9 protein-coding genes and 2 riboswitches are annotated in these 12,498 nt (G+C 40.8%); of the genes, 8 read left to right on the forward strand and 1 reads right to left on the reverse strand.

From position 1 onward, the window contains the following. Window positions 1–222 precede the first annotated feature (222 nt). The 5 genes from J2Z40_RS12725 to J2Z40_RS12745 all read left to right on the forward strand — a co-directional run bounded on the left by J2Z40_RS12725 (window position 223) and on the right by J2Z40_RS12745 (window position 5,131). Entirely contained in the window at window positions 223–708 is a 486-nt protein-coding gene (locus J2Z40_RS12725) for a methylated-DNA--[protein]-cysteine S-methyltransferase (protein WP_066397698.1), read from the forward strand. Between the two features lie 58 nt (window positions 709–766). Then, a riboswitch (SAM riboswitch) is annotated at window positions 767–866 on the forward strand. Between the two features lie 218 nt (window positions 867–1,084). Continuing rightward, window positions 1,085–1,189, forward strand: a riboswitch (SAM riboswitch). A gap of 86 nt (window positions 1,190–1,275) precedes the next feature. Next, window positions 1,276–2,307: an ATP-binding cassette domain-containing protein gene (locus J2Z40_RS12730; RefSeq protein ID WP_066397695.1), complete on the forward strand. Its 1,032-nt coding sequence runs from the start codon at window positions 1,276–1,278 to the stop codon at window positions 2,305–2,307. Continuing rightward, on the forward strand, window positions 2,297–2,947 hold the full coding sequence (locus tag J2Z40_RS12735) for a methionine ABC transporter permease (protein WP_066397694.1): 651 nt from the start codon (window positions 2,297–2,299) through the stop codon (window positions 2,945–2,947). Before J2Z40_RS12730 ends, J2Z40_RS12735 begins: the two co-directional genes overlap by 11 nt. Before the next feature lie 14 nt (window positions 2,948–2,961). After that, window positions 2,962–3,789 carry a MetQ/NlpA family ABC transporter substrate-binding protein gene (locus J2Z40_RS12740; protein WP_066397691.1) on the forward strand — a complete coding sequence of 276 codons (828 nt, stop codon included), beginning with the start codon at window positions 2,962–2,964 and terminating at the stop codon, window positions 3,787–3,789. Between the two features lie 127 nt (window positions 3,790–3,916). Continuing rightward, entirely contained in the window at window positions 3,917–5,131 is a 1,215-nt protein-coding gene (locus J2Z40_RS12745) for a M20 family metallopeptidase (protein WP_066397689.1), read from the forward strand. Between the two features lie 37 nt (window positions 5,132–5,168). Here J2Z40_RS12745 and J2Z40_RS12750 read toward each other — a convergent pair whose 3' ends face one another. Further along, a complete protein-coding gene (locus J2Z40_RS12750; protein ID WP_066397687.1) occupies window positions 5,169–5,441 on the reverse strand; it encodes an alpha/beta-type small acid-soluble spore protein in 273 nt (90 codons plus the stop codon). 141 nt (window positions 5,442–5,582) lie between these two features. On the opposite strand from J2Z40_RS12750, the gene J2Z40_RS12755 reads away from it, so the two are divergent. From J2Z40_RS12755 to uvrA, 3 genes are all read left to right on the forward strand, one after another. Beyond that, window positions 5,583–5,816 carry a CsbA family protein gene (locus J2Z40_RS12755; protein WP_066399555.1) on the forward strand — a complete coding sequence of 78 codons (234 nt, stop codon included), beginning with the start codon at window positions 5,583–5,585 and terminating at the stop codon, window positions 5,814–5,816. A 1,026-nt stretch (window positions 5,817–6,842) separates the two neighbouring features. Next, a complete protein-coding gene (gene uvrB / locus J2Z40_RS12760) occupies window positions 6,843–8,822 on the forward strand; it encodes an excinuclease ABC subunit UvrB (RefSeq protein WP_066397684.1) in 1,980 nt (659 codons plus the stop codon). Window positions 8,823–8,829: 7 nt separating this feature from the next. After that, window positions 8,830–11,709, forward strand: coding sequence for an excinuclease ABC subunit UvrA (gene uvrA / locus J2Z40_RS12765; protein ID WP_066397682.1), 2,880 nt, complete (start codon window positions 8,830–8,832; stop codon window positions 11,707–11,709). Window positions 11,710–12,498 lie beyond the last annotated feature (789 nt).

Here is a 12,498-nt window from a genome sequence, read left to right on the forward strand (position 1 = left end):
CCAACGATTAATGTAGGTGCTTCTGGATTTGGGCTACATGAAGCGGTTGAATGGGTGGATATCGAGTCTGTCATACTGAATACCCATTTACTAATAGATACGACAACTAGATTCCTTCATGAAAAAAAGCCGATTTAGTTTTGTAAAAATCCTCATGTTTATCTATTAACCGAGCTATAATGAAAGGGTGAAGGTAAGTAGATAGGAGGAGGCATTTGGACTATGCATAAACTAGACTATCAATCACCGATTGGCGTACTAGAAATAATCGGTACAGATGAAGCGATACATGCGATTCTTTTTTCTGAAAGAGAAACGGCACAGCCCCAAAATGGCGAAGTACCTGAAGCATTAATGAGTTGCTATCGGCAGCTGGATGAATATTTTCAAGGGAAGCGTCAGGATTTCACCTTTCCATACACGTATGAGGGGACCGATTTTCAGAAACAGGTGTGGAATGAATTAACATCGATTCCGTATGCGGAAACAGGATCATACAAAAAGATTGCTGAACAAATTGGCAATGAAAAAGCCGTTCGGGCAGTTGGAACAGCAAATGGGAAAAATAAGCTAAGCATTGTCATCCCATGCCACCGAATTATTGGCGCAAATGGGAAATTAACAGGGTATGCTGGGGGACTTTGGCGGAAAGAATGGCTCCTTCAGCACGAAAAATCAATAAAGAAAAAAGATTCAAAAAAGAGTTGACTTTTTAATGGATGCTATGTAAAGTATAAATCAAGTTAAGAATCGAATAGGAAAAACCTTCTTATCAAGAGAGGTCGAGGGACTGGCCCGATGACACCTCGGCAACGGACATTACTGTACCGTGCCAAATCCAGCAAGCATGTCTTGATAGATAAGAAGAGGCGCCAACCGTGAAATTCTGCCCTCTTCTTTTATAAGAAGAGGTTTTTTGTTGGATCGAAGGGCTATTTTGAAAAAAATGGTTGTTTTTATATCAAATGCAAATAGGTCAGTTGAAGTTGAAATCAACCTTTACTAACAATACTTTATTAAAAAGGAGAAATAGATATTTCTTTATGCATTAAACATAGTTTTCATATTGGAATAATTAAATAAATTCTTATCAAGAGAAGCTGAGGGACTGGCCCAATGAAGCTTCGGCAGCGGATTCCATCAGAGTCTATGCCAAATCCAGCAAGCAATCATGCTTGAGAGATAAGAAGAGAACCTTGCTTTGATTTATTAAGCTAAGCCCTCTTCTGTTTCTAGGAAGAGGGCTTTTTACATTTACTTAGGGGAGTGAACATAGTGATTGAATTTCAACAGCTGAAAAAAGTTTATAACAGCGGGGGACAGGAGGTTGCAGCACTGAATGGCATTGATTTGCTCATTAAAAAAGGGGAGATCTTTGGTGTCATCGGGTTTAGTGGTGCAGGAAAAAGCTCGCTCATCCGCTGTGTGAATTGGTTGGAGCAGCCGACTTCTGGAAAAGTGATTATCGATGGAAAGGACCTGACGGCATTAACTTCGGCACAAATTCGGGAGGTGAAGAAAAACATTGGAATGGTCTTTCAGCATTTTAATCTTTTAAATTCAAAAACTGTATTTGCGAATGTGGCGATGCCTTTACTCCTTTCTAAAGTGCCAAAGGAAGAAATAAAGAAACAAGTCACAGAGCTTCTCGAATTTGTTGGCCTATCAGATAAAGCAAATTATTACCCTGATCAGCTGTCAGGTGGCCAAAAGCAACGGGTCGGGATTGCAAGGGCGCTTGCCACAAACCCTTCGATCCTTCTATGTGATGAAGCGACTTCAGCGCTTGATCCGCAGACAACAAGCTCGATTTTAGAGCTTTTAAGAAAAATTAATCAGGAATATGCAATTACTATATTGATCATTACCCATGAAATGGCTGTCATTCGAGAGATTTGTGACCGGGTTGCCGTCATTGAGGCGGGGAAAATCATTGAGGAAGGCACGGTGTTCAATGTCTTCTCCTCACCGAAAACAGATACAGCGAGAAACTTTGTCAGCTCAGTTATGAATGATCAAATCCCTGATTCGATTAAAGAAATCATTGAGAAAAATGATGGATTGCAAAAAGTATTTCGCATCCAATTTATCGGTCAAACCGCGGGGCAGCCGTTGCTCTCACAAGTAGCAAAGAAATTTGATATTCACATTAATGTCCTATTCGGAAATATCACAGAGCTTCAAGGCACCCCTTTTGGCAATCTCATCGTTGAATTTCAAGGGGCAGATCGTGAAATCAATCGTGCATTAATGTACATCAACCAAGAAAAAGTTTCGATTAAGGAAGTGAAAGCACATGCTAGTTAATTTTGATCAAATTATTGAAGCACTGATTGAAACAGTCCAAATGGTAGGCTTTTCGCTATTATTCTCTGCAATTCTGGGGCTGCCATTAGGCATTCTGCTTGTTGTTACGAGAAAAGGCCATTTGCTGGAAAATCTGCCTGTTTTCAATGTAATCAACGGAATCATCAATATTTTCCGGTCAGTCCCATTCATTATTTTAATGGTGGCGATTATTCCCATTACGAGGTTCATTGTCGGAACATCAATCGGCACGGCGGCAGCAGTCGTCCCACTCGTTTTCTATGCGGGTCCTTATATTGCGAGATTAATAGAGAATTCCTTGCTTGAGGTTGATCCTGGTGTCCTTGAAGCAGCACAAGCAATGGGAGCCACCCCAGCGCAAGTCATTTTCAGATTTCTGATTCCAGAGGCGCTTAGCTCATTAGTATTAGCCTTTACGATTGCGACGATCGGCTTAGTTGGCGCTTCTGCGATGGCAGGGGCAGTTGGCGGAGGGGGACTTGGAGATTTGGCCATTACATATGGCTATCAGCGATTTGACACAATGGTTATGCTCATCACAGTCGGCATTTTAGTCGTCATGGTTCAAGGGCTGCAAACATTTGGCAATCTTTTTTCAAAACGAATTAGAAGACGTTAAGGAGGAAATTAAACATGAAAAAGCTGTTATTATCGATCATTATTTTTGCATTTGCTGTGGTTAGTGTTGCGTGCTCAAGTGAAACAAGTGGAAGTGAAAAAGTAAAGGTGAAGGTTGGGGTTAGTGGATCAGATACACGTATTTGGGATTTTGTTTCAGAAAAGGCGGCGAAGGAAGGCATTGAGGTAGAAGTGATTAGTTTCTCAGATTATGTTCAGCCAAATATTGCTCTTGCTGAAGGGGAATTGGATGTAAATGCGTTTCAAACCGTTGCCTACTTCGACACATTCATTGAGGAGCATAATTTGGATTTGAGCCCTATTGCCACAACTGTTCTTGCACCGATGGGCTTATACTCAGACAAATATGAATCAGTCGATGACATTCCCGAAGGAGCGAAAATTGCTGTGCCGAATGATGTATCCAATATGGGAAGAGCGTTACTTCTTCTAGAGGAAGCTGGACTGATCAAGCTTACCGACGATTATGATGGCAATGGGTCTTTAGATAAAATCGTCGAAAATCCAAAGAATCTAGAAATTATTGAAATGGTTGCCGCTCAAACACCGCGAGTGCTACCGGATGTGGCAGCTTCCATCATTAATAATGGCATTGCGGTGGATGCTGGATTCACACCAACAAAGGATTCAATTTTCCACGAGAGTGAGACAGCAACCCCATATGTAAATATAATTGCAACGAGAACAGAAGACAAAGACAACAAGCATTTTCAGAAACTTGCCTCACTTTATCAAGAAGATGACGTCGCTGAATTCATCAAGAAAGAATACAAAGGGAATACAATTCCTACATTTATCCCGTTAAGTGACATTGGCTGGTGAGAATTTAATAAGCTTCATTTTTAATTAGAATGAATGGTTTACTAAATTAACTTTTACTAAATAATGTAAATTCATATCATTTTTTACGAAAATACGATAAATCCGATCAATCAAGGAGGAAAAACAAATGACAACCCCATTAAAAACAATTGAAGAGTTAAAAGAGGCCATTATTGAAAATGTAGAAAGCAAAAGAGCACTTTATCTTTCAACAAGCCATCAAATTCATGCAAATCCAGAAATAGGCAATGAAGAATATTTCGCTTCTGGTTTGCTCATTCAACTACTTGAAGAGGAAGGATTCACTGTTGAGAAAGCGGTCGCTGGACATGAAACAGCTTTTCTCGCTCGTAAAAAATCATTTTTGGAGGGGCCGACGATTGCCTTTTTAGCAGAATATGATGCACTTCCAGGGATCGGTCATGCATGTGGCCATAATATTATTGGAACGACAAGTGTAGGAGCAGCGATTGCCTTAAGTAAGACACTGGATGAAATTGGCGGAGAGGTCGTTGTGCTGGGTACTCCTGCTGAGGAAGGGGGACCAAACGGTAGTGCGAAAGGCAGCTTTGTGAAGCATGATTTACTCGAGGGAATTGATGCTGCACTAATGATTCATCCATCCAACCAAACGAGGCTTACAAGTACATCGCTTGCAGTGGATCCACTGGATTTCGAATATATTGGGAAGCCAGCCCATGCGGCAGCTGCTCCTCATGAAGGGATCAATGCGCTAGATGCTGTTATTCAGCTATTTAATGGAATTAATGCTTTACGACAGCAGTTGAAGGATGATGTTCGCATCCATGGCATTATTACGCATGGAGGGGATGCGCCAAACATCATTCCTGAATATGCGAAGGCAAGATTCTTTATTCGTGCAGCAACAAGAACGCATTTAAATGAAGTAACAGAAAAGGTGAAGGCAATTGCTGAAGGTGCTGCATTATCAACAGGTGCGAAGCTTAATATCATTGCTTTTCAAAATGAAGTCGATAATCTTCTATTAAATAGAACGTTTGATGAAGCATTTCAACATGTGATTGAGGAGCTGGGAGAAATAGTGGTTCTTGATGATAAGGATGGCATTGGCTCAACAGACGCTGGAAACATTAGCCAAGTTGTTCCAACCATTCATCCCTATATCAAAATTGGGGCAGATGATCTTGTCGGCCATACGGTTCCGTTTAGAGAAGCAGCCGCTTCTAAAAAGGGCGATGAGGCATTATTAACTGGAGCGAAGGCACTCGCGCTCACAGGGCTGCGCTTAATTATTGAGCAGGACCTGCTAGCTTCAATTAAAAAAGAGTTCAGTGAAAGAAAAGCAGCAGATAATAAATAACTTAAAACGGAGCGATCCATCACCGGATCGCTCGATTTCATTTCCGCATCTGTTCCTGTGCCATACGTACAAGCTCTTTCACCATGTTGCCGCCGATTTGCCCACCAACTTTTCCAGCATCTTTGGAAGTTAAATGGCCATTATACCCTTTTTGAAGTGGTACACCGACTTCATTTGCAATCTCATATTTCACTTGATCGGGATGTTCTTGATCAATCTTGTATCCTTTATTTTTCATCACCTGGTTTTTTAATTGATCCAATGCTCCCCGTGATTCGGGAACGAGCGGACGCCGTTTTCTTTTTGCCATCTTATGCAAGCCTCCCAATCCATCGATATATAATTAGCATGTCTGACTAACAAGGAATCATTCCTCTATAGCAGGTGGTGTATGTTGCCAAAATACGCTATTCTATTGATAGGTGAAATTTGTAAAAGAAGGTGTAAAAAGTTGGAGTTGAAACTATTATCCGCGTTATTTATCCCTGGTTTGCTCGTTCTGCTCTTCACGAGGGTAGCTTATAATCATGTGATCGCTCTAATTCTTACTGTTGCCTTAATTGCAGCTTCCGTATACAAAAGCTACACAGATTCCTTTTTCTTAATTGTGGTCGATGCCTTTTCATTAACAGTTGGTTTTTGGTACGCGCAAAGAATGAAAAGAAAATATCAGAAGAAGGCTTAGAGATGCAAAGATCCCTAAGCCTTTTTTTATGAAACCAAGCATAGGCCATCAGATGTTTTCAAGATAAGCGGAAAAATTCCGCCTATTTTGAAAACAATATTGAAAATAGCCTAAATAGACGGAAAAACTCCGGCTATTGACTAGAAAAAGCGAAAAAATACGTAATTTTTCATTGTTTAAGCGGAGAAATTCCGCTTATTCTCCTCGAAAGAGCTCTATTCTGCAGAATAAGCGGAAAAGTTCCGCTTATTTGTTCCTTTCTATGCTTCGGAGAAATCAAAATTATTTCATTTAGATGCTTTGAGGGACTTTTGCGATAATTATCTCCTCAGCCACACAAATCCTGAAGAAGTCTTTATTCCATGGAGGCTTCCCGTTAAAGTAATCGTATAATCTACGTACTAAATCATTCTTTATCCAATAATTATCCCATCCTCTAAGATTTACTAATTGAATAAGATTGTGAATTCAAGTGATGTTTGCCCATCCAAAGTAAACCGTTACACTCTTTCGACAGGCTTCTTGTTCTCCTTTTTATTAATCAAACGTTTGATTAACTAAAACTCGACAAAACCATTCAAGATCTTTCAGAAAATCTTACCGCAAAAACGAACATTCGCTCGAAAAAAACAACCAAGATGAAGTGCAGAATATAGCGAAAAAAAGTGTTAATCAAACGTTTGATTAACGATGCATCGGCACCTCTCGTGAAAAAATGTCAAAAACTGATCCATTTCGGGTGCGAAAAGGATGGAAATGGGTCGAAACAAATACCTCCCCTCTCTCGACTAACGATATGAAAAACAACTAATCAAACGTTTGATTAATGAAATCTCGACAATTTTCTACCGATCTAAATAAAAAAACGAATGTTCGTTCGTATATTGCTGGTTAGTTATTACAGTTTTGTGGTAGAATGTTTGTATAAGAGTAAGTGGAAAAAATAACAAATCAGCCACACCCAGTCCACGTTCATCATGAAGATTGATTAATAAAGAAAAGAATAAATGAACTGGAGGCATTTTAGTGAAAGATCAATTTACACTTGTTTCAAAATATACACCACAAGGAGATCAGCCTGAGGCAATTAAACGAATTGTGGAAGGGCTGCATGCAGGGAAGCGGCATCAAACATTGCTTGGTGCAACTGGAACCGGAAAAACCTTCACGATTTCAAACGTCATAAAAGAAGTAAATCGCCCGACTTTAATCATTGCGCATAATAAAACATTAGCTGGTCAGCTCTATAGTGAATTTAAAGAGTTTTTTCCAGACAATGCGGTCGAGTATTTTGTTAGTTATTATGATTATTATCAGCCTGAGGCTTATGTGCCTCAGACAGATACATTTATCGAGAAAGATGCGAGCATTAATGATGAAATTGACAAGCTGCGCCACTCTGCAACATCCTCGTTATTTGAACGCAAGGATGTCATTATTATTGCCAGTGTTTCCTGTATTTACGGCTTAGGTTCGCCAGAAGAATATCGAGAGCTTGTTTTGTCGCTTCGTACAGGAATGGAAATTGAAAGAAATCAATTGCTTCGAAAGTTAGTTGATATTCAGTATGAACGGAATGATATTAATTTTCAGCGTGGAGCGTTTCGAGTCAGAGGTGATGTCGTTGAGATTTTCCCAGCTTCAAAGGATGAACATTGTCTGCGAGTTGAATTTTTTGGCGATGAAATTGATCGGATTCGTGAGGTTGATGCGCTTACAGGAGAAATTATCGGTGAACGTGATCATGTAGCGATTTTTCCAGCTTCCCACTTCGTTACCCGTGAGGAGAAAATGCTTGTGGCGATAGAAAATATTGAAAAAGAGCTGGAAGAGCGTCTTGCCGATATGCGTGAAAATAATAAACTGCTTGAAGCACAGCGTTTGGAGCAGCGGACTCGTTATGATCTGGAAATGATGAGAGAAATGGGCTTCTGCTCAGGAATCGAAAACTATTCAAGGCATTTAACATTAAGGCCATCAGGCTCCACGCCGTATACATTGCTTGATTATTTTCCAGAGGATCTCTTGATTGTAATCGATGAATCCCATGTGACACTGCCGCAAATTCGCGGAATGTATAATGGGGACCAAGCAAGGAAATCAGTCCTTGTTGAACATGGCTTCCGCTTGCCCTCTGCGATGGACAATCGGCCACTCATGTTCTCAGAATTCGAAAAGCATGTTAACCAAATTGTTTATGTTTCCGCTACACCTGGACCATATGAGGCAGAGCATTCACCAGAAATGATTGAGCAAATCATTCGTCCAACAGGGCTGCTCGATCCAACAATTGAAGTTCGGCCGATTGAAGGACAAATTGATGATTTGATTGGTGAAATTCAAGAACGTATTAAGAGCAAGGAACGGGTGCTTATTACGACCTTAACGAAAAAAATGTCGGAGGATTTAACCGATTACTTGAAGGAAATTGGCATTAAGGTTCAATATCTTCATTCTGAGGTGAAAACATTAGAACGGATTGAAATTATTCGTGAATTGCGCCTCGGTACATATGATGTGCTCGTTGGGATCAATCTTTTAAGAGAAGGGCTTGATATTCCTGAGGTCTCGCTTATTGCGATTCTTGATGCGGATAAAGAAGGCTTCCTTCGCTCAGAACGCTCACTCATCCAAACAATTGGCCGTGCTGCTCGTAATGCAAATGGCCATGTCATTATGTATGCAGATCGCATAACGAATTCAATGGAATTAGCGATTAGTGAGACGAAGCGTCGTCGCACCATTCAAGAGGAGCATAATCGAAAATATGGCATTACCCCACAAACGATTCAAAAGGCGATCCGTGAATCGATTCGTGCGACACATGCGGCTGAGGAGCCGGAAGAATACAAAGCAACAACAAAAACAAGCAAGCTGACCAAGAAAGAACGAGAGAAGCTGCTTGCGAATATGGAAAAAGAAATGAAGGAAGCGGCAAAGGCACTCAACTTCGAGCGTGCTGCTGAGCTTCGTGATTTGCTATTAGAGTTGAAAGCGGAAGGATGACGTACGAATGGCGATGGATAAAGTAATTGTAAAAGGCGCCAGAGCTCATAATTTAAAAAATATTGATATTACAATTCCAAGAGATAAGCTTGTCGTGTTGACAGGGCTTTCTGGTTCTGGAAAGTCTTCTCTTGCCTTTGATACGATTTATGCGGAAGGCCAGCGTAGATATGTGGAATCCTTATCTGCCTATGCCCGCCAATTTCTTGGACAAATGGATAAGCCGGATGTCGATTCGATCGAAGGATTATCTCCTGCAATTTCAATCGATCAAAAGACAACAAGCAGAAATCCCCGTTCCACAGTAGGGACGGTAACAGAAATCTATGATTACTTGCGATTATTATATGCAAGAGTCGGTCGCCCTACTTGTCCGATTCACCATATTGAGATTTCTTCACAAACAATTGAACAAATGGTTGACCGAATTCTTGAATATCCTGAACGGACAAAGTTACAAGTGCTTGCCCCACTCGTATCTGGCCGTAAAGGTGCACATGTAAAGCTTTTAGAGGATATTAAGAAGCAAGGATTTGTTCGTGTTCGAATCGACGGTGAGATGTATGATCTTGGCGAAGAGGTTGCCCTCGATAAAAACAAGAAGCATACGATAGAGGCCGTAATTGACCGGATTGTAGTGAAAGAAAATGTGGCGACAAGACTAGCGGATTCATTGGAAACGGCCTTGAATCTTGGGGAGGGCAAGGTGTTAATCGATGTAATCGGCGAGGAAGAGCTATTATTCAGTGAAAACCATGCCTGCCCACATTGTGACTTTTCCATTGGGGAGCTAGAGCCACGGATGTTTTCATTTAATAGTCCGTTCGGAGCCTGCCCAGAATGTGATGGCCTTGGTTCGAAGCTTGAAGTAGATGTGGATCTCGTTATTCCTGATTGGGAGCTATCTTTGAATAAAGGTGCGATCGCTCCATGGGAACCGACAAGCTCTCAATATTACCCACAGCTGTTGAAGGCGGTCTGCACTCATTATGGGATTGATATGGACATCCCTGTAAAGGACATTCCAGAGCACCTATTAAACAAAATTTTATATGGGTCTGATGGAGAAGAAATCTTCTTTTATTATAAAAGTGATTTTGGGCAAGAAAAAGAAACGACGATTGTGTTTGAGGGAGTCATTCGAAATGTGGAACGGCGCTATAAGGACACAAGTTCAGATTATATTCGTGAACAAATGGAGAAATACATGGCTCAGCACGATTGTCCATCCTGTAAGGGCTATCGCTTAAAAAAGGAAACATTGTCTGTGCTCATTTCAGGCCAGCATATCGGGAAAATTACCGAATTATCGATCGAAGAAGCGTATCGCTTTTTTGAGAATATCAATCTGACAAAAAAAGAAATGCAAATTGCTAATCTTATTTTTATGGAAGTGAAAGAACGTCTAGGCTTCTTAGTCAATGTGGGTCTTGATTATTTATCATTAAGTCGGACAGCTGGGACACTCTCGGGTGGAGAAGCACAGCGGATCCGTCTGGCTACTCAAATTGGCTCAAGGCTAACAGGGGTTCTTTATATTCTGGACGAGCCCTCGATTGGTTTGCATCAACGCGATAATGATCGATTAATTGAAACACTGCAGCAAATGCGTGATATCGGCAATACATTAATTGTAGTGGAGCATGATGAGGATACGATGCTTGCAGCCGATTACTTAATTGATATTGGACCAGGAGCAGGCGTGCATGGCGGTGAAATTATTGCATCTGGAACACCAGAGGAAGTAATGAATGATCAACATTCGCTAACTGGCCAATATTTAGCTGGTAAGAAATTCATTCCAGTACCTGTCGAGCGCCGAAAAAATGATGGCCGTTTTATTGAAATTAAAGGGGCGAAAGAAAATAACCTAAAGAATATTAACGTGAAGCTCCCACTCGGTACGTTCATTTCAGTGACAGGTGTTTCTGGATCAGGGAAAAGTACACTCATTAATGATATTCTACATAAAAGTGTAGCGAAAGAGCTTTATCGATCCAAAAGCAAGCCAGGTGCACATAAAGAAGTAAAGGGGATTGAGCATCTTGAAAAGGTGATTGATATTGATCAGTCACCAATCGGAAGAACACCACGATCTAATCCTGCAACTTATACAGGGGTGTTTGACGATATTCGGGATGTATTTGCAACGACGAATGAAGCGAAAGTTCGCGGGTACAAAAAGGGCCGGTTTAGCTTTAATGTGAAGGGTGGACGCTGTGAAGCTTGTCGAGGAGATGGAATCATCACAATCGAAATGCATTTCCTCCCAGACGTCTATGTTCCATGTGAAGTATGCCATGGAAAACGGTATAACAGGGAAACACTTGAAGTAAAATACAAAGGGAAAAACATCGCAGATATTCTTGAAATGACAGTGGAAGATGCGGTTGTCTTTTTCGAAAATCATCCAAAAATAAGCAGAAAGCTGCAAACGATTTATGATGTAGGCTTAGGCTATGTGAAGCTTGGCCAGCCAGCTACTACACTATCTGGTGGGGAAGCACAGCGGGTGAAGCTTGCTTCTGAGCTCCATCGCCGTTCATCAGGCCGTTCATTATATATTCTTGATGAACCAACGACAGGCTTGCATGTAGATGACATTTCTAGATTACTTGTAGTTCTTCAGCGTCTTGTTGAAAATGGAGATACCGTTCTTGTCATTGAACATAATCTCGATGTAATTAAAGCATCCGATTATATTGTCGATCTTGGGCCTGAAGGCGGAGACAGAGGCGGAACGATCGTTGCAACCGGCACACCTGAAAAAGTAGCTGAAGTTCCAGAATCTTATACAGGAAAATATTTAAAGCCAATCTTAGAACGTGACCGTTTGCGGATGAAAAAAGAAATTGAAGCAAAAGAAGCAAGTGTAACAAACGCGTAAGAAGCAGTCTCTGCGTAGTTCAGTTTTTGAGTGGAAATTAGAAAAACACATCAAACTAACTGTATTTTTCACCAATTTAGTCATTATTAAGAGGCTGGGACATAACTAATTTGGCTGTGATAAACTCATTATTTTATTATCTAAATACTGAAAGCCGAACTATTGCAGAATGCTATGTTAGCATTTCTAATAATAGTTCGGCTTATTTAGTTGCTGAAAACCTTATGTCCCAGCCCCTTTCATTTTTGTTTTTATCCGAGTTTAATTTACCCATTCAGAAATTTAGTTCAATAAATTAGTTGCTTTTCCATGTCTTTGATATTTTGCAAGTACATCTAAATCAATAGAGGTTATTGAACCCCGAACAAGCGAAAAAAACCATCAAAGCGTCCTCAATAGGGTTCATTGAACCCCGAACAAGCGAAAAAAACCGTCAAAGCGTCCTCAATATGGGTCATTGAACCCCGAACAAGCGAAAAAAACCGTCAAAGGGTCCTCAATAGTGGTCATTGAACCCCGAACAAGCGAAAAAAACCGTCAAAGGGTCCTCAATAGGGGTCATTGAACCCCGAACAAGCGAAAAAAAACGCCAAAGCGTCCTCAATAGGGGTTATTGAACCCCGAACAAGCGAAAAAAGCCGTCAAAGCGTCCTCAATAGAGGTCATTGAACCCTAAACAAGCGAAAAAAACCGTCAAAGCGTCCTCAATAGGGTTCATTGAACCCCGAACAAGCGAAAAAAACCATCAAAGAGTCCTTAATAGAGGTTATTGAACCCCGAACAAACGAA

Source organism: Cytobacillus eiseniae (genome assembly GCF_017874625.1).
GTDB lineage: Bacteria > Bacillota > Bacilli > Bacillales > Cytobacillaceae > Cytobacillus > Cytobacillus eiseniae.